The organism is Chitinophaga eiseniae (assembly GCF_012641265.1).
GTDB classification, from domain to species: domain Bacteria; phylum Bacteroidota; class Bacteroidia; order Chitinophagales; family Chitinophagaceae; genus Chitinophaga; species Chitinophaga eiseniae_A.
This window is the reverse complement of sequence record NZ_JABAHZ010000001.1, coordinates 697,265-718,103: the sequence shown is the minus strand read 5'-3', so window position 1 is coordinate 718,103 and position 20,839 is coordinate 697,265. Positions and strand designations below refer to the sequence as shown.

15 protein-coding genes are annotated in these 20,839 nt (G+C 48.7%); 11 read left to right on the top strand and 4 right to left on the bottom strand.

What is annotated here, in order from left to right:
- Positions 1 to 35: 35 nt before the first annotated feature.
- On the bottom strand, positions 36 to 1,091 hold the full coding sequence (gene rhaT, locus HGH91_RS02805) for an L-rhamnose/proton symporter RhaT (RefSeq protein ID WP_168736931.1): 1,056 nt from the start codon (positions 1,089 to 1,091) through the stop codon (positions 36 to 38).
- Between the two features lie 180 nt (positions 1,092 to 1,271).
- Between rhaT and HGH91_RS02800 the strand changes: the two genes are divergently transcribed.
- Complete coding sequence (locus HGH91_RS02800) at positions 1,272 to 2,303, top strand: GntR family transcriptional regulator (RefSeq protein WP_168736930.1); 1,032 nt, start codon at positions 1,272 to 1,274, stop codon at positions 2,301 to 2,303.
- A gap of 137 nt (positions 2,304 to 2,440) precedes the next feature.
- Positions 2,441 to 4,795, top strand: coding sequence for an ABC transporter permease (locus HGH91_RS02795; RefSeq protein ID WP_168736929.1), 2,355 nt, complete (start codon positions 2,441 to 2,443; stop codon positions 4,793 to 4,795).
- 5 nt (positions 4,796 to 4,800) lie between these two features.
- Here HGH91_RS02795 and HGH91_RS02790 read toward each other — a convergent pair whose 3' ends face one another.
- Complete coding sequence (locus tag HGH91_RS02790) at positions 4,801 to 5,319, bottom strand: 3'-5' exoribonuclease domain-containing protein (protein ID WP_168736928.1); 519 nt, start codon at positions 5,317 to 5,319, stop codon at positions 4,801 to 4,803.
- Positions 5,320 to 5,661: 342 nt separating this feature from the next.
- Positions 5,662 to 6,417 (bottom strand): SGNH/GDSL hydrolase family protein, encoded by a 756-nt coding sequence (locus HGH91_RS02785; protein ID WP_247651639.1) that lies wholly within the window; start codon positions 6,415 to 6,417, stop codon positions 5,662 to 5,664.
- 243 nt (positions 6,418 to 6,660) lie between these two features.
- On the opposite strand from HGH91_RS02785, the gene HGH91_RS02780 reads away from it, so the two are divergent.
- The 9 genes from HGH91_RS02780 to HGH91_RS02740 all read left to right on the top strand — a co-directional run bounded on the left by HGH91_RS02780 (position 6,661) and on the right by HGH91_RS02740 (position 20,155).
- Positions 6,661 to 9,783 carry a SusC/RagA family TonB-linked outer membrane protein gene (locus HGH91_RS02780; RefSeq protein ID WP_168736927.1) on the top strand — a complete coding sequence of 1,041 codons (3,123 nt, stop codon included), beginning with the start codon at positions 6,661 to 6,663 and terminating at the stop codon, positions 9,781 to 9,783.
- Positions 9,784 to 9,807: 24 nt separating this feature from the next.
- Entirely contained in the window at positions 9,808 to 11,289 is a 1,482-nt protein-coding gene (locus HGH91_RS02775; RefSeq protein WP_168736926.1) for a RagB/SusD family nutrient uptake outer membrane protein, read from the top strand.
- A 106-nt stretch (positions 11,290 to 11,395) separates the two neighbouring features.
- Positions 11,396 to 14,098: a c-type cytochrome gene (locus HGH91_RS02770; RefSeq protein WP_168736925.1), complete on the top strand. Its 2,703-nt coding sequence runs from the start codon at positions 11,396 to 11,398 to the stop codon at positions 14,096 to 14,098.
- Between the two features lie 11 nt (positions 14,099 to 14,109).
- Positions 14,110 to 15,171 carry an aldose 1-epimerase family protein gene (locus tag HGH91_RS02765; RefSeq protein WP_168736924.1) on the top strand — a complete coding sequence of 354 codons (1,062 nt, stop codon included), beginning with the start codon at positions 14,110 to 14,112 and terminating at the stop codon, positions 15,169 to 15,171.
- A gap of 10 nt (positions 15,172 to 15,181) precedes the next feature.
- Entirely contained in the window at positions 15,182 to 16,393 is a 1,212-nt protein-coding gene (locus HGH91_RS02760) for a hypothetical protein (protein WP_168736923.1), read from the top strand.
- A 23-nt stretch (positions 16,394 to 16,416) separates the two neighbouring features.
- Positions 16,417 to 17,457, top strand: coding sequence for a sugar phosphate isomerase/epimerase family protein (locus HGH91_RS02755; RefSeq protein ID WP_168736922.1), 1,041 nt, complete (start codon positions 16,417 to 16,419; stop codon positions 17,455 to 17,457).
- Between the two features lie 28 nt (positions 17,458 to 17,485).
- The gene (locus tag HGH91_RS02750; protein WP_168736921.1) at positions 17,486 to 18,637 is read left to right on the top strand and encodes a Gfo/Idh/MocA family protein; all 1,152 of its coding nucleotides are present in this window, start codon (positions 17,486 to 17,488) and stop codon (positions 18,635 to 18,637) included.
- Positions 18,638 to 18,707: 70 nt separating this feature from the next.
- Positions 18,708 to 19,469, top strand: coding sequence for a DUF1080 domain-containing protein (locus HGH91_RS02745; protein ID WP_168736920.1), 762 nt, complete (start codon positions 18,708 to 18,710; stop codon positions 19,467 to 19,469).
- Between the two features lie 158 nt (positions 19,470 to 19,627).
- Complete coding sequence (locus tag HGH91_RS02740; protein ID WP_168736919.1) at positions 19,628 to 20,155, top strand: 5' nucleotidase, NT5C type; 528 nt, start codon at positions 19,628 to 19,630, stop codon at positions 20,153 to 20,155.
- Positions 20,156 to 20,158: 3 nt separating this feature from the next.
- Here HGH91_RS02740 and HGH91_RS02735 read toward each other — a convergent pair whose 3' ends face one another.
- On the bottom strand, positions 20,159 to 20,839 hold the full coding sequence (locus HGH91_RS02735) for an ABC transporter ATP-binding protein (protein WP_168736918.1): 681 nt from the start codon (positions 20,837 to 20,839) through the stop codon (positions 20,159 to 20,161).

The following is a 20,839-nucleotide window of genomic DNA, read 5'->3' as shown; positions in this document are numbered from 1 at the left end:
AATTTTAACGTTTTTAATTGCGGTAATACTGCGGGCTAATAATCAAGTGAATTGCCATATCCTACGAGTACAACAGACAGGATGATGGTGAATATACCAAGTGAAATAGTGACAAACGTTTTTCTGCTGGCGTTCTTCCATTCTTTCAGCACAAATCCCCACATGCCGGAGATCAGGATAATAAAGGCCATGTGCAATATCCACGAGCTGGCGTCGTTGCCCAGCTTGCTTTCGCCCATGCCGTAGAAGAAGAACTGCAAAAACCAGGTAGTACCAGCAATGGCGGCGAATAAATAGTTCTTTACCAACGGGGTTTCCTTATTGGTATAGTCACCGAAGGAGCGGTTGCGGCTATTGAGGATCATACACCAGATAAAATTGGTAGTTAACCCACCTAACATAATAATAACAAAGATAACATTGTTCTTAAACAGGGGATTAGCGTTGTTGGCTACCGCAGCCTTTCCCATACTGTTGCCGGCGCTGATAGCGAAGCTCATACAGGCGCTCAGGATGCCGGAAATAATGGCTACCACCAACCCTTTACGGAGATTGAACTCTTGTATACTGGCTGTTTTCTGTTCTTCCGACAGCTCCTTTTCCTTCATCATCCCTGCCCGGCCGCAGATGGCAATACCTACCAGGCATACTGCTACGCCCGATAACACATAAATGCCCCTGCTGGTATGGAACATGGCGCTCAGGGTATTGGAATCGCTGGTAAACAACTGCCGGTAAATGGGAGGAATGAGCGCTCCAAACGCAGAGCAAAAACCCAGTGCTACCGCCATCCCCAGCGACATGCCCAGGTAGCGCATCGACAGCCCGAAAGTTAAACCGCCGATACCCCATAAAACGCCCAGGAACCAGGTCCAGAAAAGCACGGGACCTTCAGTGCCGCCAATGATATCGAGGAAACCCGGTACTGTTAGCCAGGCGGCGAACAACGGCACTACCAGCCAGGAAAAAATGCCTCCCACTATCCAATAACTCTCCCAGCTCCACCCCTTCACTTTCTTGTAAGGGATATAAAAACTGCCGGATGCAAAACCACCTATAAAGTGGAATAAAACTCCCAATAAAGCCTGCATAATGATGTACTAATTTGTAACGTGGAAACTAATATTTCATAAAAATAAAGCTTGTATATTTTTAAACTGTCATGTACTGTCATGCTTCCCGCACCGGCTACCATTTATAGAATTAAATCACTATCATTGTCCCGAAAAGCTGATCACTGATTCCACGGAAAGATTAATAACTGACAGATCATGAAGCAACATCCGATTTTTAAATACCTGTTTATAGATGACTTCTCCGCCACTCCTAAATACTATCAGCTGGCTAATTCCATTATCAAAGCCATTGTAGATCAGAAAGTACAACAGGATGATATACTGCCTTCTATCAACGAGGTTAGCTATGCCTTCGAGATATCGCGGGATACCGCTGAAAAGGCCTATAAATACCTGAAGAGCCTGGGCATCCTGGGGTCGGTACCTGGTAAGGGGTATTATGTACAACAAACCAACCTGGATCAACAATATAAAATATTACTGCTGTTCAACAAACTGAGTGAGCACAAAAAGATCATCTATGATTCTTTTGCGGATAAGTTAGGCGAACAGGCCAATATCGACTTCTATATTTACAACAGCGACTTCAGTTTGTTTAAAAAATTGCTGTCGCAGAACATCAATGAATATACCCATATCGTAATACTCCCCCACTTCAGGGAACGTTGGGAGCATGTAGACGAGGTGATTAATACCATCCCTAAAGAGAAACTGATATTACTCGATAAAAAGCTGAAAGGCGTTACTGGCGAATATGGCGCTGTGTATGAGAACTTCCAGGAAGACATCTATGGAGCGCTGGAACAGGCCAGGGATAAGCTGCAGCAGTATCACACCCTGAAAATTATTTACCCGGAAAATACCTACTACCCGGAAGAAATTTATGAAGGGTTTGTACAGTTTTGCCAGAACTATGCTTTTAACAGTAAAAAAGTAAATGACATTTCGGAAGAAGATATACAGCCGGGCGACGTATACATCAATCTCCGCGAGAATGACCTTGTCTCGCTCATTGAACGGATTCTTTCCCTGAACCTGCAGATAGGGAAAGATGTGGGGATGATTTCCTATAACGAAACACCGTTGAAGAAATATATCCTGAATGGTATTACCACTATTTCCACTGATTTCCGGTGTATGGGAGAAATGGCTGCACAACTGATACAGGATCACTCAAGGGCGCAGATCGAGGTACCGTTTTATGTTACCATGCGGGCATCGCTGTAATGTCCGGAATCGGACATCCTATATTGCAATTACGGACACATTCCAATAATTACAATACATAACTCAGCTAAAAATATAGTCCCGGAATCCTGGTCTTAAAATAGTGGTGGAATGGGCCTATACATAAAACCCACTACATGTTCCGTAGCTACCTGAAAACCGCCGCCAGAGCTATCAGCCATAATCTACGTTATACGTTCCTGAATGCCTTTGGCCTGGCATTGAGTATAGCGGCCTGCCTGATTATATTCCTGATTGTGAGGAACGAGCTTAGTTACGACAGCTTCCACCAGAAAGCAGACCGCACTTACCGGGTAACCTTCAACGAGCTGGATTATAATCCCAGCGTGTCTATGGCTGTAACGCCGGCTATGCAGAATGACTTTCCGGAGTTGCCGCTGGTATCGCAATATTGGTATCGGGAAAAAGGGTTGATGAAGGTGGGTAACACCCGGTATAATCAGAAAGGCTATGCCTTTGCCGATGGGGCTTTCTTCCGGGTATTTGACTTCAGCTGGTTGTCCGGTGATCCACGTAATGCTCTCTCAGGGCCTAATGAAGTAGTACTGACCAGGACTATTGCACAGAAATATTTCGGAGATAAAGATCCGGTTGGGCAGCTCATTAACCTCGATAATAAGTTTGATCTGAAGGTTACTGGCGTGATTAAAGACGTACCCCCGAATTCCAGCCTGGCATTTTCGATGCTGGTATCGTTTGAAACTGTAAAGAAGCTCGTGTTAACCGACAACGCATTCTTCCGCATTATGGGGGGCAATACCTTTGTGGTGCTGCCTGAAAACTACACTATTGAACAGTTACAACGCAGGATGCCTGATTTCATTACTAAAAACTGGGGGGCTGATATCAGTAAGACCACGAAGTTGATACTACAGCCATTAAAAGATATCCATTTCGACCAACGCTATATTTCCAGCCCTGGTAACACCACTACCAGCAAAACCACGTATTGGGGATTGGCGGCTATTGCCTTGTTTATAATCATCACCGCCTGTATCAATTTCATCAATATGGCTACGGTACAAGCCATCCGCCGGGCCCGGGAAACCGGTGTGCGCAAGGTGCTGGGCGCTTATCGCGGGCAGCTGGTATTGCAGTTCCTGTCGGAAACGGCGGTACTTGTGCTGATATCGGTAATACTGGGTTTTGTATCGGCGTTGCTGCTCCTCCCCCTGGTTGCCACCTGGATGGATTTAAGCATACCGGTATCCCAGCTGTTGCAACCGGTGGTACTGGGGGTGCTGGCAGCTATAACGGTAACGGTTATACTATTAGCGGGGCTGTATCCCGCCTTTGTACAAGCTGCCTTCAATCCTACCAATGCCTTAAAAGCCAATACCAATATCAGCTTCAAAGGTTTAGGACTTCGTAAAGTGCTAGTATCCGCCCAATTTGGCATTTCCCAGGTACTCATTGCCGGAACACTGATTGTGGGCTACCAGATGGATTTCCTGAAAAACAAAGACCTGGGCTTCAATAAAGAAGCAGTTATTTCCATCCCCTTACCGGATGAAACAAAATGGGAGGTGGTACGTGAACAACTGGCGGCGAATCCCGGCATCAAACAACTAAGCTTCGGCTCCGGCGACCCGGTGGCCAACAATGCCTTTGCTCCCTTTACCTGTCCTGATGCCGGTATCACCAAAAATGATGTTACAGAAATTAAATTCATCGACGAGCAATATCTTCCCATGTTTGATATGAAAATACTGGCAGGAGAAAATGTTCACAGGCAGCGGGAAAGTGATACCGTGCGACAAGTGATCGTGAATGAAACCCTGATGCATAAAATACATATACAAGACCCACAACAGGCTATAGGAAAGCGTTTCAACTTAAATGGCCATACCTGTCTCATCACCGGCGTAGTACATGATTTCCAGAGTGAATCGCGGTACAAGCAACGAAGGCCCTGTGTGCTGATCAATGAACCGGGAGAATTCAGCGCTATCAATGCCAGGATTCAGCCTACAGATATGGGCCAAACCATTGCGGCCATCGATAAAGTGTGGTCGGCTATTTTTACAGATAACCAGTTTGCCTACCGTTTTCTCGATGACCGGATAGCCGACATGTACAAGCAGGAACAAAAAATATATACCGCCTTCCGGATTTTCTCTTTCCTGGCTATCCTGATTGGGTGCTTTGGCCTTTATGGACTGGTAGCTTATGCGGCGGTACAACGTACCAAAGAAATGAGTATCCGAAAAGTATTAGGCGCTACGGTATGGAGTATTGTGGGCTTATTTGCAAAAGAATTTATCGTACTGATCATCGTTGCCTTCTGTATCGCCGGCCCTCTTACTTATTATATCATGCAACACTGGCTGGAGAACTTTGCCTACCAGGTGCATATCGGCGGCGGTATTTTCCTGGTAGCCATTATTTTATCGATCGTTATTGCCGCTATCACCATTGCTTACCAGGCGATTAAAGCCGGGCTGGTCAGCCCGGCCAAAAACCTGCGATAAGGCGGTTACCACTTTATTTTAAGCCCTAATTCTTTTTTCATGGTCAGCAGGGCTTCTGCGTTTCCCCGGGCATCATCTACGGGATGATGTGTATGCGCGGTTTTACGCAGATGTTTGAAGGTTTTAAACGTATCCTTCATCAGGCCCTTGTACATGCTGCCGAGATTCTGGGAGCTATGTCCGAAGGGATTTTCACCCAGGAAATGATGAAAGTACCAACAGATAAACATCCAGTCGAAACCGTTGTTATCGCTGATAAAAATGGGGCGGTCGTTACTGACCTCCTTTATCCAATCCCGGAAATGCGTCATCACGGTTACCGGGTCGCCGAAGGTCAGGGTTTCTTCGCGGGTAATGTTGGATACGGCCAATGCTTCGGGAATAAACTTGTCAGATATAGGTTTTAGTTGTCCGTAAAAGGTTTCGTCCAGCGTATCATTTACCAGTACGGCACCGAATGAAATCATGGAGTAGTCGCCAGGGATAGGCCCATCGCATTCTACATCCACCATAATAAAAGCCATGTTACTTAAATTTTAGTTTTGGGTTTAACGATTCATTATTCATCTCACAAAAATATAAAATATAATATTACGGCGGGGGCCGTAATAGAAAAAGGCATCCCGGCGATGCCAGGATGCCTTTAACGCCAAAGCGTTAACAGTGCTCAAATGGAGCCCCCTTTGGTTAAACTAAATCAACCGCAGGTGTCCATGAATATACTGTAGATAACATGAATACCTCCTTTTCTTTGGTGAGTAATGAAGTTAGCGGAAAATGTCCGGATTAAAAAACACGTTGAGAAAATTTTAACAAATTATCGCGGTGGCGTAATTTTCCTTTGCCATACTAACCAAACCCGGCATCTATTTCTTTTTGAGCGCAGTAGCAATTGCCTTTTCCACCAGCGGTTCCATCACCAGGTAACCCGCTTTATTCGGATGTACCCCATCGTAGGTCAACTCTGCTTTCAGGCCCTTTTTATCATCTTCCATAGCGGAAAAATAATCGAGATATACGCAGCTATTTTTAGCGGCATATTCTTTCAGACGCTGGTTGAGATCTGCTATTTTCCCCACGGCATCGATGCCCATTCCCTTACGCCATGGATATTCATATACTGGCAATACCGTTGACAGCACCACTTTAATACCGTTGGCCTTTGCCAGTTCAGTCATAGATACGATGTTGCCAAAGATAGTTTCCACCGGCGTATAGCCTGTGTTGCCGGCGATATCGTTGGTACCTGCTAAAATTACCACCACTTTGGGTTTCAGGTTAATCACATCAGGCCGGAAGCGGACCAACATTTGTGAGGTGGTTTGACCACTGATACCGCGGTTGATATAGGGTTTCCCTTCAAAGAACTCCGGGTGGGCATTCTTCCAGCCAATCGTGATGGAGTTACCCATGAATACGATCCGCTGTTCTCCTGCCTTTGGCGGCGCCACTTTAGTATTTTCTTCCTGGAAACATTTCAGGCAGGCCCAATCCTGCTTCATCAGCTCTTCAAACTGTTTTCTTTGTTTGGCCGTGTCTATTGTTTGTTGCTGGGCAAAAGTGTTAGTACTTAACAGGGCAAATAATGCCACTAGTGGTAAACGCAATTTTTTCATTCTCATGGATCGGATTTTATAAGCGATATACTTCCGGTTTGCAATGCTTAACATCGGATAAGTGAAGCGAAAATTAAATCTTTTTTTGTGCTTTTCATACCCTATTCATCCGAAAGCCCCTAAAAATGGGGGATTGATACAGGACAGTACAGGACAGTACAGGACACAACAGGACAGGAATGTATTATTCTTCGACTAAATTGGATTCCGTAAATCATTGCCGTTTCATCACCACAAATTCCACTTGTTATGATTAAAGCACTCAGTCTTTATCGTAAACGACCACTTATTCTCGTACCTTTTGGCACCACGTTCTCGTTATTTATGTTTTGCTGTGCGTACAACAGTTATGCCCAGAAAAGCAATATCAGCGGACAGGTCACCGATGTAGGTACCAATTCCCCGCTTCCCAGCGTAACTATTGGCGTAAAAGGAAGCAGTCAGGGAACTTTCAGCGATGCCAATGGCCGATACACCATTGCCGCTGCCAGCACAGATTCGCTCGTATTCAGTATCATCGGGTACCTCTCCAAAACGGTAGCGGTGGGAAGCCGCACTAAAATCAGCCTCCAACTGGAGCCCAGCAACAAAGTGCTCAACCAGGTAGTGGTAGTTGGTTATGGTACCCAACAGAAAAAGGACGTTACCGGATCCGTAGGCATCGTGTCTATGAAAAACGTAAAAGACATGCCGGTAGCAGGTCCTGACCAGGCTTTATCCGGACAGATTGCCGGTATACAGGTCAGTACCTCCAATGGTATTCCCGGTGGTGGCCCGCAGGTACAGGTACGCGGTATCGGTGCGGTGGGCGCCGGTAGCCAGCCATTGTACGTAGTGGATGGCTACCCGCTGGCTTCCTCTTCCGACCAGGTATCGGACCCTATGAATGCGATTAATCCCCAGGACATCGAGTCCATGGCGGTATTGAAAGATGCATCTGCTACTGCTATCTACGGTTCCAGGGGAGCGAATGGCGTGGTATTGATCACCACTAAAAGAGGCAGCTCCGGTATCCCAACGGTGCAGCTTTCCGCCAACTACGGCTCCCAACGGATTCCCCAGAAGGGACGTCCCAACCTGATGAACGGACAAGAGTTCGCGCAATTCAGGAAAGAATCTATCGAAGATAATATACGCTTTACCGAACACCGCGAACCTACCGATGCCGACATTCCGGAAATTTATCGCCATCCCGAACTGATTGGTGAAGGCACCAACTGGTTTGATGCCATTACACGCGTAGCGCCTATGCAAGACATCAACCTGAGCGTAAGCGGCGGTACCGATAAAATAAGAACCTATGTATCTGCCGGTTACTTCAACCAGGACGGTGTGATCATTAATTCCGGCTACCAGCGCTATTCTGTCAGAGCCAATGTAGACGCCAGCCTCTCCGACCGTTTTAAGATTGGGTTTAATGTGGCGCCCTCCTACACTACCCGCAAAGGCGGCACCAACGGCGAAGGCCGCGACGGCGTATTCGGCATTGCCAGTCCCATAGAACCTATCTATAATAAAGACGGCAGCTATAACGCCTTCATACAAAGTCCGGGTACCTTCGGTTTACCCAACCCCGTAATGATGCTCAATGAAGTTGTAAACCGGTCTAAAAGCACCCGCATACTGTTCAACACGTATGGCGAATATGAAATTATAAAGAACCTGAAATTTAAATCCACCTTCAACGTCGACTACCAGGAAGGTAGTGCAGAGTACTTCCGGCCTTCCACCATTGGCAACACCAACGCGGCGCCTCCCAGCATCCCCAGTGGTAACTACTCCAGTGGTAACTACCTGAACTGGCTGAATGAAAACACACTTACTTACCAGTACAATACCAGCAATGGACATGCCTTTACCGGTCTGTTGGGATATACCGTACAATCACAGAAAGAAAATTATGCCGGCTTTAACGGCGCCAACTACCCGGATGATGATATCAAAACATTAAACGCCGCCGCTACCATTACCGGCGGGACCGACAAAACAGAATGGGCCCTGCTGTCGTATCTTGCGAGGGTTAACTATGCCTACAAGGATAAATACCTGGTGACAGCTACTGTCAGATCAGATGGTTCTTCCCGGTTCGGCGCCAACAACCGCTGGGGTACCTTTCCTTCTGTAGCCCTCGGCTGGCGCTTATCACAGGAAGAATTCATGAAGTCGTCACGCCTGATCAGCGATCTGAAAGTAAGGGCCTCTTATGGATTTACCGGTAACTTTAATATTGGCAACTACTCTTACATGAGCAACATCGGCACCAGCGACTATGTGCTGGGTGGAGCACTGGCCGGCGGTCGCGTGATGAATTCCCTCGGCAACCCGAACCTGGGCTGGGAAAAAATGAAAGAATTAAATATAGGCGTTGACGTTGGTTTACTGAAAGACCGCCTATACCTCACCATCGATGCCTATAAAAGAAATACCCAGGAACTGTTGCTGAATGTGGAAATCCCGCAGTCCAGCGGCTTTGGCAACGTAACAGAAAACAAAGGCGATATGGAAAACAGGGGTCTGGAAATTGGCATCAGCTCCCGGAACATAGAAACCAAATCGCTTACCTGGAGCACCAACTTCAACATCGCCTTTAACCGCAACAAAGTGCTGGCACTGGGTAAAGACAATGCACCTATCTACTCCGGCAACAGCAGCGAGGGCAATCCTACCAACGTCAGCATGGTAGGCAAACCGCTGGCCATGCTGTATGGATATGTATTTGACGGCATTTATCAAAACCAGGCCGAAGTAGATAAAGGCCCTGCCTTCCCCGGCGCTATCCCGGGTAATATCCGGTTTAAAGACATCAACGGCAACGGGGTGATTAATCCACGGGAAGATTTCGCTATCATCGGCAATCCATATCCCGACTTTAACTGGGGTATGACCAACACCTTCTCCTATAAAAAATGGGACCTGCGGGTACTGATAGTGGGCTCTATGGGCGCCGACCGCCTGCATGCCACCAACGATTACAATGGTAATATAGATGGCGTATTCAACGTGAGAAAAGATGTAGCTAACCGCTGGAGATCAGAATCCAATCCCGGCAACGGCAAAGTGCCCACCACCAATGGTTCCGGACGTGGCCGCGTAATGTACCGCGATGTAAGCTCCCTGACCGTAGAAAAGAACAACTACGCCTGGATAAAAAACATTACGCTGGGATACAGCTTCCCAAAATTCGGATTTGTGCAAAGCGCCCGCTTGTATGTGAGTGTGCAAAATGCCATCCTGTTTACGAAATACAGCGGCAATCCGGAAGTGACCAACTACCTGGGTAAGGGCGGAAGTGGCGCGCTGGTACCGGGTATAGACTATTCCAACTACCCGGTTCCAAGAATTTACTCACTCGGCGCCAACCTCTCTTTTTAATTCAGCCTCTAAAAGCATAGCAACATGAAAACTAAAATATCTTTAATCGCGCTCCTGGCGATTGCCATGAATGGCTGCAACAGCATGCTCGATGTGAAGCCAAACTCTTTCTCCAGCGGCTCCAACTATTATACTTCAGAGGCACAGGTATTACGTGCAGTAAATGGCTGTTATGGCGTGCTGCAGGACCTGTACAAGAGCGATTACTGGGCCATGGCAGAAATGCGGTCAGACAATACCAACTATCAATACGATGAAAGCGATCGTGGTGCGCAGCAAAGGGAAGAGATAGACGAATTCCTGATCACCGCCAGCAATAACTATGTGAATAACACCTGGGCACAATTATACAGAAACATACAGCAATCCAACGTAATCATTAGTCGTATTGATAACGTAAAATTTGCCAATGACGCAACTAAACAACAGTACCTCGGCGAAGCCAAATTCCTCCGGGCGCTCTATTACTTTCACCTGGTACGTCTTTTCGGAGCAGTGCCCTTGCTGGTGAAAGAAGTAGCCAGCCCGGAAGAGGCTTCCACTCCCAAGCGGGCCAGCGTAGAAGAAGTATATACGCAGATCATGGCCGATGCTACCGATGCTGCCGCAGGACTGCCGGCCAGCTATGCCTCCAGCGAAACCGGGAGAGCAACCAAGGGCGCTGCCCTGACGCTGTTAGGCGATGTATATCTCACCAGGAAAGAGTATGCTAAAGCAGTAACCACCCTGCAACAGGTGCTTACTTTGAATTATTCGCTGGTAGATAATTATGCAGATAATTTTGATCCTGCTAAAAAGAATAACTCAGAATCCATTTTTGCGGTGCAGTATAATGCGGGACTGGAAACAGAAAGCAGCAACTTCATTTTCACTTTCGGGCCACGCAACGGGAAGAAAGATCTCACCGGCTTTAACGGTAACCTGGGCGGCAACAACATTCCTACGCCCAGCATCGTAAATGCCTATGAGGCCAAAGACAAAAGAAAGGATGCTTCCATCTATATGTACGACAGTCCCACCAACGCTGCATTTGCTGAGTCAGTGGCTTTCGGCGGTAAGTTGCCGCTGATCAAAAAATTTTATCACCCGCCTTATGCATTAGATGGGCGTTCCAACGAAAACTGGCCAGTGTACCGCTATTCACAGGTATTGCTGATGCTGGCAGAAGCAGTGAATGAAACCGGCAGCGGCGATCCGTTGCAGTATATCAATCCCGTACGCAAACGCGTCGGGCTGGACCCGCTTCCTGCCCTGAGCCAGGCGGCCTTCCGCGATACCGTTTTCCACGAACAACGGGTAGAGCTGGCGTTTGAAGATCAACGCTGGTACCAGCTGCTGCGCACCGGCAAAGCCATTGCTGTAATGACCGCGCATGGTGTTGAAGAAAAGAAACGGTTGTCCAGGCTGAGCCCTGCTTCCTATAACATACAGCCGTTCCAGTTACTGTATCCGATTCCTGAAAGAGAAGTACGACTGAATAAATTTGATCAGAATCAGGGTTGGTAAAAAAAACTAGAAAAAGGCAGAAACGTTTACTATATTACTACAGCTATAGTCAACGGAAGACCCATACAGGCAGTATCAACTCAGGAACATATTCAAGTATATATTTATGACCACGTTACGCAAAAGACCATTCAGGCTACTGGCGCTTATTTCCACCGTTGTGATAACAGCTGTGGCCTGCAATAACGGCAACGACTCAACGTCAAAAAACAAGGAAACCGGCAACCGGAAAATCGATGCATTGAAATTACCTGATAATTTTAAAGCAGAACGGCTGTATAGCCCGGGCGATAACAAGCAGGGATCCTGGGTATCCATGACCTTCGACGACAAGGGCCGTATGATCGTATCGGATCAATACGGCTACCTGTACCGGCTGCAGTTGCCCGCCGTGGGAGAAGATTCGGCCAAACTGAAAATTGAAAAGCTCATTATCGGCGGCGACACCTCTACCCAAAAGGTAGCGATGGGGTATGCACAGGGCCTGCTATACGCTTTCAACAGCCTGTACGTAATGGTGAACCACAACAGTGACGACCGCTTCAATAAAGGCAGCGGTTTGTATCGCCTGCAGGATACCGATGGCGACGACCAGTTCGACAAGATCACACTCCTGAAAGCACTGGAAGGAGAAGGAGAACATGGTCCGCACAGCATTGTCCTTTCTCCCGATAAAAAATCCATTTATGTGATCGCCGGTAATTTCACCAAAATCCCGGAGATGAATAATTATAAGGTGCCCCCTTCCTGGAATATCGACAACGTACTTCCTTTTATCAAGGATCCTAACGGTCACGATAATACGGTAAATACGCATGGAGGATGGATTGCGCATCTCGACTCCACCGGCACCAACTGGGAGCTGATCAGCTCCGGTTACCGCAACCCTTTCGATCTTACGTTCAATGATAATGGGGATATGTTCACCTATGATTCTGATATGGAATGGGATTTTGGAACACCCTGGTATCGACCGACCCGTATTTGCCACGTTACCAGTGGTAGCGAATACGGCTGGCGTCCGGGTACTGAAAAGTGGTCGCCTGCCTACCCGGATAACCTGCCTCCATTGCTGAATATCGGCCAGGGCTCTCCTACCAACCTGATTTACGGTGGTAAAGCACGTTTCCCGGAGAAGTACCGCAAATCGTTGTTTGCGTTTGACTGGAGCTTCGGCATCATCTATGCTATCCAGCTGCAGCCCGATGGCGCCTCCTATAAAGCCAGTGCAGAAGAATTCCTGTCCGGTTCCCCGCTACCACTCACCGATGGCGCTATTGGCCCGGATGGCGCGCTGTACTTCCTTACCGGTGGACGCAAGCTGGAATCAGACCTGTATCGCGTATACTACAAAGACAACAAAGAAAGCAATGATCCGTTGCCAGTAGCTGCCCCTACCGCCGGCGCCAACATACGTAAACAGCTGGAAGCCTTCCATGGCGGCCCCAAAGACGGTGCAGTAGATTTTGCCTGGCCTTACCTGAAAGACAACGATCGCTTTATTCGTTTTGCCGCCAGGATTGCCATAGAAAATCAACCCGTTAGTCAGTGGCAAAATAAAGTACTGCAGGAAAAAGATCCGGAAACCCTTATCCAGGGAAGCATTGCGCTGGCCCGCCAGGGTAAGGAAGATGTAAAGAAAATACTGCTGCCACAACTGATGTCGATCAACTATGCGCAGTTGTCGCCCTCCCAGCAGATTGACTTACTCCGGGCATTTGAGCTTATTTTCGTGCGCATGGGTAAACCTGGTGCGGCGCTAGCCGGACAGGTAGCCGCCTACCTCGATCCGCAGTATCCCGCCGGCAACAATGACCTGAACCGCTCGCTGAGCAAGGTGCTGGTGTACCTGGATGCACCTAAATCAGTAGAAAAAACTATGGCATTGCTGGCAGTAGCGAAAGATGATACCGCTGCGCAAAAAACCGCCATGCAATCGGCCGACCTGATCCTGCGTAACCCGCAGTATGGGCTCGACATTGCCGGCATGCTTTCTAAAATGCCTCCCTTACAACAAACCTGGTATGCTACCGTATTAAGCCAGGCTAAAAACGGCTGGACACCTGCCTTACGCGAACAATACTTCCAGTGGTTCTACCACGCCTTCACGTTTAAAGGAGGCCATAGCTTCATTGGATTTATCAATAATGCCAGGAAAAATGCGCTGGACAACCTTCCGAAAAGTGAGTATGCGCACTTCAACCAGGTATCCGGCGATTCACTGGTCAACAGCAATGGCAACCTGGCCCAGGGCTTCCCGCAGCCTAAAGGACCGGGCAGACGCTGGACCGTAGAAGAAGCCGTGAAAGTGGTCGACAGCGGCTTAACGAATCGCAACTTCGAACAGGGCCGTGCCATGTTTGCCACCGCCTTGTGCAGCTCCTGCCATGGCATGCGTGGAGAAGGTGGTGTAGCCGGTCCGGACCTGACCCAGCTTGGCACCCGCTTTTCTACCAAGGATATTCTCGAAGCGATCATCGATCCAAGCAAAACCATTTCCGATCAATATGCTGCTACCGTATTTTCCCTGAAAAATGGCGGTTCTGTATTAGGGCGGCTGGTGAGCCAGGATAAAGACAACTACGTTATTTCCCAGAATCCTTTTGCGCCACAGGAAGTACGGGAACTGCCGAAGAAAGAGGTGGCCGGCACCAAAGCATCTGCCGTATCGGTGATGTTGCCGGGGTTAATTAACCGCCTGAATGAAGAGGAATTGAGGGATCTCATTGCCTACCTCAAAGCAGGTGGCAATAAATCTGATTCTATCTTTCTAGTCACAAAACACCCGGTAGCACTTTCGAAAAAATAAATCATGCGCGGATGACCTCATCACCTCAACCATGGCTTCATAAAATATCCCACCATTTACAGTTGGGTGGTATTGAAACGGCGGTATTGGACAATGGTCCCGGCAGGGGCACCCGTATCGCCTGGATCAATACCGGTACCGGCTTGCGTTATAAAGTGGTGCTGGACCGGGCCATGGATATAGCAGATGCCTTTTACCAACAGCATAGCCTCGCCTGGCTGAGCCATGGCGGGGTGATACCGCCGCAAAGATTAACAGACAAAGGTTTGGACTGGCTCCAAACCTTTGGTGGTGGATTGATGACCACCTGTGGCCTGATGCATGTAGGCGGACCAGAAAACGATGAATATGGCGAACGTGGTCTGCATGGTCCTATCAGCAATACGCCGGCGGAAATCATTTCCATTATACAACCCGACCCGGTAGCCGGTAATTTCGATATGAGCATTACCGGTATTATAGCACAGGTACAGGCATTAGGTCCCCAGTTATGGCTGAAGCGAACGATTTCCGGTACATTGGGCGTTGCGGGCATCCGCATACAGGACGAAGTGATTAATCGCGGGAATACTACCGCACCGCATATGTTATTGTATCACTTCAACTTTGGCTGGCCGCTGGTAGATGAAGGCGCCGATATCCTGTGGAAGGGCAGCTGGACTTCCAGGGCAGGTAATCCTGATCACATTTTCAATAACACGCATAATTATAAAAAAGGGATGGCGCCATTGGAGAGTCACGCTGGTGGCGGAGAAGAAGCTGCTATCATCGACCCGGAAGCAGATGCTCAGGGCTGGTGTACCTGCGGCGTACATAATGCCCGCCTGCCATTGGCGATATCCCTCCGTTTCAAAAAAGCACAGTTGCCCGTGCTTACCAACTGGCAGCACTGGGGTAAGGGCGAATATGTGATGGGGCTGGAACCTGGCACCCATCCTCCTACCGGCCAGGCCAAAGCCCGCCGGGAAGGGATCCTGTTATTTCTCGAACCCGGCGAAAGCCGGCGGTATGAACTGGAACTGGATGTATGGCATACCGAAGCAACGATAAAACAATTTCTCACTGATCTTTAAATCACGACACATGATTGAAGCAAAGGAAAAAATAAGTTTCGCTGAAAAAGCGCTTGAACAGGGACAAGGTATTCTTCGCTTAGCGCCTACCTGGGTGCCCCGGTCGTTTTGTGTACCCGGCCGCCGGATTAAATTGCACCCCGACGACTATTACGTGCTGGGAGGCGAACGTGGCGGCATCGATGAGCGTTGGCTGTCATCTACCACCCCCGCCAAGAACGGCCCGTTAACCGGCGAAAATGAAGGTTTAAGCATGGTGGTGTGGCAGGATGGTCAAAATACCCGGCAGTTTCTCCTGAAAGATGCCATCAGCGAGTTAAAAGATCTGCTGATCGGAAAACGGTTATGGAATGAATATGGCGCCTGGCCTATGTATTCCAAGTTCTTCGATAATATGGGACCACTGCCCCATCACATCCATCACAACGATGAAAAAGCAGCACTGATAGGCCAGGCCGGCAAACCCGAAGCCTACTATTTTCCGCCGCAACTGAATAATCACGGGGGCGACTTCCCATATACATTCATGGGTATTGCTCCCGGCACCAGCCGGGAACAGATCAAGGAATGCCTGATGAACTTCACCAAAGGCGATAACAAAATCACCAACTACTCACAGGCGTATCGCCTGGAACCTGGTACCGGCTGGGATGTGCCGCCGGGACTATTACATGCGCCCGGTAGTTTATGTACCTACGAACCACAAAAAGCGTCCGACGTATTTGCCATGTACCAGTCGCTCGTCAGTGAAGCAATTGTGCCCGAAGTATTACTTTGGAACGGCACCCCGCAGGAAAGCATAGGCGACTATGATGCACTCATGGACGTGATTGACTGGGAACTGAATGTAGATCCCAATCAATTCCAAAACCGTTTTATGCCACCCAAACTGGCAGCTAACGGGGAAGGTTATACGGAAAACTGGGTATGTTACAAATCAGCTGCTTTCAGCGCCAAAGAGCTGACCATAGCGCCTGGCGCCACCGTAGTGATCAAAGACAACGCGGCCTACGGCATGATCATGATGCAGGGACATGGCAAGATGGGCGTATGGGATATTGAAACCCCTTCCCTGATCCGCTATGGACAACTGACCCATGATGAGTATTTCATCAGCGAGGCAGCAGCGATGGCCGGGGTGAAAATTGTGAATACCTCCGCCACCGATCCTATTGTAATGCTGAAACATTTTGGTCCGGGTAATCCTGACCTGGTGCTGTAACTCACCCATTAAACACCCACGTGATGAAAAATAACAACTTTCCAAAGCTCCACAATGCCACCTGGCCGGGCATTGTAGGCAAAGGAGATCGATCTGAACCCATCATCTCATTTGATACACTGCTGGAAATGACGGCTGCCGCGGAAGTAGACGGTATCAAATTCGATGGCATCGACATCGGTTTATTTGATCCGCATGTACCGGTGGATAGCAGTGATGATGACCTGAAGCGACTGCGCGACAAAGTAGCGGCTTATGGATTGGATATAGGTAGCCTGGTAGCGCCTATCTGGCCTCCCAGCGGGGGATCTGCCATGGGCAGCAAAGAAGACCGGGCCCGTTTTGTGGAGCAGGTCCGTAAAGCCTGCCGCGTTGGTCAACGCCTGCGGGAACTGGGTATCCGTCCGCATGGCATCGTACGCATCGATTCCGCCACTTCTCCGGAGAGCTGGGCCAAAGACCCTGCTGCCAACACTCAATTGATTGCTTCCACGTTCCGGGAAGCCTGTGATGTAGCGGCGGATTATGGCGAAAGGTTGGCAGCAGAAGGCGAAATCTGCTGGGGTGGTATGCATAGCTGGAGAGCCATGGCAGATACTTTAGCAGCCGTAAATCGCCCTAATATTGGCTTCCAGGCAGACATGTCGCATACCTTCCTATATTTACTGGGATATAATAGTCCGGAAGACAGGATCCTGCCTGCGGATTTCGACTGGAAAGACCGGGAAGCGCTGACTGCCGGCCTCCGGCAATTGACCCAGGCATTACGCCCGTGGACCGTTGACTTCCATGTAGCACAAAATGACGGTACTGTTCATGGCGCCGGTTCCCACGATAAAACCGGCCGGCATTGCCTAGCCACTGATCCTAACGGCAAGCTGAACATCCCGGTGGATGCCGGCAACTGGCTGCGCGATGAACAGGGACAGCTGACCAAAGCCTTTCGTCATATCTGCTGGGATGGCTGCATGTTTCCCAATGCCGTAATGACCCAGGCAAAAACCTGGAATGATATACTGGCGGCCATGATCGCTGTAAGAGCGCAACATGGCTGGCAGGAATAGCTTTTCAATCACCTAACGAGAGATAACTATGACAACAAAGAAAGCACTGAGGATAGGATTAATAGGATGCGGTTTTATGGGCCGGACACATTCCAACGGTTACCTGCGGGTTAAAAACTTCTTCCCGGAACTGGCTTACCAGCCGGTACTGAAAGCCGTGTGTTCCCGCACCGAAAGCAAGGCCAGGGCCTTCGCCGAACAATGGGGGTATGAGTCGGTGGAAACAGACTGGAAAGCGCTCATTGCCCGGGACGATATCGATGCAGTGGATATCTGTACGCCCAATGACAAGCATGCAGAAATTGCCATTGCCGCAGCAGCTGCCGGTAAAATGATCCTTTGTGAGAAGCCGTTGGCTCGTACCCTCCGGGAATCGGCCGATATGGTAGCCGCGATAGAAAAAGCGAAAGTTCCCAACACCGTATGGTACAACTATCGCCGGTTGCCCGCGGTAACACTGGCTAAACAGATCATCGACTCGGGCAAGCTGGGCCGCATCTTTCACTACCGCGCCAACTTTTTACAGGATTGGACGATCAACGCCAATCTTCCCCAGGGAGGCGAAGGGCTCTGGCGCATGGACGCAGATGTAGCCGGTTCGGGCGTACTGGGCGACCTGCTCTCCCATTGCATCGATACTGCCTTATGGCTCAATGGTAGTATCACTACGGTGTCGGCCGTGACAGAAACCTTCGTCAAAGAACGCATGCACCAGCTTACCGGTAAGGTGGAAAAAGTAAATATCGATGACGCGTGTTCCTTCATGTGCCGCTTCAGTAACGGTTCTTTAGGACTATTTGAATCAACACGTTACGCACGCGGACATAAAGCTTTATATACGTTTGAAATCAATGGCGAACATGCTTCCATCCGCTGGGACCTGCATGACCTGAACCGCCTGGAATTCTTCGATAACGCCGACGCCTCTACGCTGAAAGGATGGAGGTCTATCCATGTAACAGATGGAGATCAGCCCTATATGAATAAATGGTGGGTGCCCGGACTTGGTATCGGCTACGAACATTCTTTTGTTCACCAGGTAGCCGACTTCCTCAAAAGCCTGGAAGATGGCAGCTCCTGCCCGCCGACCTTCCGCGAAGCATTTGAAACACAGAAAGTCTGCCAGGCCGTACAGGACTCCGCCGCTACCGGTACGTGGAAAGACACCCATGCGGCGTGACTAACGGTGCCGGACAAACGAAATATATCTCCAAAGGATATACGAAAAACAAACTCTTAAAATATCAACTATGCTGAAAAGATACAGCACATTGTTTATGCCATTGGCCGCGGTAGTGCTGCTATGCTCCGCCAGCAGCTGTCAAACCGGCAACAGCATGGGCAACGACAGCGGTTTTGTTTCCATCTTCGATGGCAAAACATTACAAGGCTGGGACGGCGACTCCATCCACTGGCGCGCAGAAAACGGCTGCCTGGTAGGAGAAGTAACTCCGCAAACCCTGCTCAAAACCAATACTTTCCTGGTATGGAAAGGTGGACAACCGGCTAACTTTGAACTCACCGGCGAGTTCCGGATTACCGGCGGCGGCAACAGCGGTATCAACTACCGCAGCGTATGGGTCGATAATGTGCCTCACGCCCTCAAAGGCTACCAGGCAGATATAGACGGAGCTAACCGGTATACCGGGCAAAACTATGAAGAACGGGGACGCACTACCCTGGCCTATCGCGGGCAGATAACCACGATCCCCAGGCCTACCGCTTCTTTAGCCGATGGCATAAAAAATAATGCCTGGACCGCCGCTATTGTGACCGGCTCCCTGGGTAGCAGCGATTCGCTGCAAACCCTTATCAAACATGAAGATTGGAACAGCTGTCACCTTGTTATAAAAGGCAATCGCCTCCAACATTACATCAACGGCGTGTTAATGAGCGATGTGACCGACAACGATAAAGTAAACGGCAAAACCAAAGGATTGCTGGGCGTACAGGTGCATGTAGGCCCGCCGATGAAAGTAGAATACCGGAAAATTATGTTGAAGCGATTGTAGAGGAGCGGAAAGCTAAAAGCAGAAAGCAAAAAGCTATTGTGCAGAAGAACTTAGCGAGTATTTAATGTTCGCTTCGATTATTCCCGACAATAGCTTTTTGCTTTCTGCTTTTAGCTTTCTGCTCCTTTTATTATATTAGCTCCATAAATCTGGAAACGATGCAGCTATCTATTGCCATAGACATGGACGAAACCATTGCCGATCCTATTAAAAAAGCCAGGGAATGGTATTACAGGGATTACGGAAGAACATTCACGCCTGAAGAATTACACGGCAAAACATTCACCGAAGCAGTACCACCTGAACACAAAGACAAGATCAAGGAATACCTGAATACCCCAGGCTTCTTCCGCGACCTGGATGTATTCCCTGATGCGAAGGAAGTATTGAAAGAACTCAACCAGAAATACAAGCTCTATATCGTATCCGCTGCCATGGAGTTTCCCGATTCCTTACGGGACAAATACGATTGGCTACAGGAACATTTCCCTTTCCTCACCTGGAAACAATTCTGTCTTTGTGGCGATAAGTCTATCGTACAAACGGATATCATGATCGATGACCTGATCCGTAACTTTACTTACTTTAAGGGGAAACCTTACCTCTATCATGGGCACCACAATGTGCATGTAGAAGGCTATGAGCGGATACTGAATTGGGAAGATGCTGCTAAAAAGCTATTGTAGCAATTAATGCCGGATCACGCGTCCGTCTTCCATTTCGATAATGCGGTTGGTATTTTCAGCAAACTCCGGATCGTGTGTAACGATCAACAGCGTTTGATGATAGTGGGTAGCCAGTTCTTTAAAGATATCGAATACAATCTGCCCGTTTTTCTTATCCAGGTTACCAGTAGGTTCATCTCCCATGATGATCGCCGGATCGTTGATCAGGGCACGGGCTATCGCTACCCGCTGTTTTTGTCCGCCAGATAACTGGTTGGCGCCCTTCAGTGCCAGGTCGTCGATATACAGCATTTTAAGCCGTTCCATGGCCCGGTGCTCTATTTCTTCGGCGGAATATTTATTAAGCTTAAGTCCTGGCAACATCACATTCTTCAGTACGCTGAATTCATTGAGCAGGTAGTGAAACTGGAATACGAAACCGATTTTCTCATTGCGTATACGCGCCAGCTGCTTCTCTTTCTGACCTGTTACGCGCTCCTGTTCTATCCATAATTCTCCCTCATAATCCGTATCCATCGTTGAAAGTACATACAGCAGCGTGGATTTGCCACAGCCTGACTTACCCACTACCGATACAAATTCTCCCTTATTCACGGACAAGCTAAGGTCGTTCAGCACCGGTACAGTTACCGGGTCATGAAAGTACTTTTTGATATGTGTTGCCTGTAAAATAACTTCGCTCAT

What these genes read in the sequence shown, in the direction of transcription:
- HGH91_RS02770 (WP_168736925.1), top strand. Translation starts at nt 11,396, where the DNA reads ATGACCACGTTACGCAAAAGACCATTCAGGCTACTGGCGCTTATTTCC.
- HGH91_RS02775 (WP_168736926.1), top strand. Translation starts at nt 9,808, where the DNA reads ATGAAAACTAAAATATCTTTAATCGCGCTCCTGGCGATTGCCATGAAT.
- HGH91_RS02745 (WP_168736920.1), top strand. Translation starts at nt 18,708, where the DNA reads ATGCTGAAAAGATACAGCACATTGTTTATGCCATTGGCCGCGGTAGTG.
- HGH91_RS02740 (WP_168736919.1), top strand. Translation starts at nt 19,628, where the DNA reads ATGCAGCTATCTATTGCCATAGACATGGACGAAACCATTGCCGATCCT.
- HGH91_RS02795 (WP_168736929.1), top strand. Translation starts at nt 2,441, where the DNA reads ATGTTCCGTAGCTACCTGAAAACCGCCGCCAGAGCTATCAGCCATAAT.
- HGH91_RS02790 (WP_168736928.1), bottom strand. Translation starts at nt 5,319, where the DNA reads ATGGCTTTTATTATGGTGGATGTAGAATGCGATGGGCCTATCCCTGGC.
- HGH91_RS02750 (WP_168736921.1), top strand. Translation starts at nt 17,486, where the DNA reads ATGACAACAAAGAAAGCACTGAGGATAGGATTAATAGGATGCGGTTTT.
- HGH91_RS02800 (WP_168736930.1), top strand. Translation starts at nt 1,272, where the DNA reads ATGAAGCAACATCCGATTTTTAAATACCTGTTTATAGATGACTTCTCC.
- HGH91_RS02785 (WP_247651639.1), bottom strand. Translation starts at nt 6,417, where the DNA reads ATGAGAATGAAAAAATTGCGTTTACCACTAGTGGCATTATTTGCCCTG.
- HGH91_RS02755 (WP_168736922.1), top strand. Translation starts at nt 16,417, where the DNA reads ATGAAAAATAACAACTTTCCAAAGCTCCACAATGCCACCTGGCCGGGC.
- HGH91_RS02735 (WP_168736918.1), bottom strand. Translation starts at nt 20,839, where the DNA reads ATGAGCGAAGTTATTTTACAGGCAACACATATCAAAAAGTACTTTCAT.
- HGH91_RS02780 (WP_168736927.1), top strand. Translation starts at nt 6,661, where the DNA reads ATGATTAAAGCACTCAGTCTTTATCGTAAACGACCACTTATTCTCGTA.
- HGH91_RS02765 (WP_168736924.1), top strand. Translation starts at nt 14,110, where the DNA reads ATGACCTCATCACCTCAACCATGGCTTCATAAAATATCCCACCATTTA.
- rhaT (WP_168736931.1), bottom strand. Translation starts at nt 1,091, where the DNA reads ATGCAGGCTTTATTGGGAGTTTTATTCCACTTTATAGGTGGTTTTGCA.
- HGH91_RS02760 (WP_168736923.1), top strand. Translation starts at nt 15,182, where the DNA reads ATGATTGAAGCAAAGGAAAAAATAAGTTTCGCTGAAAAAGCGCTTGAA.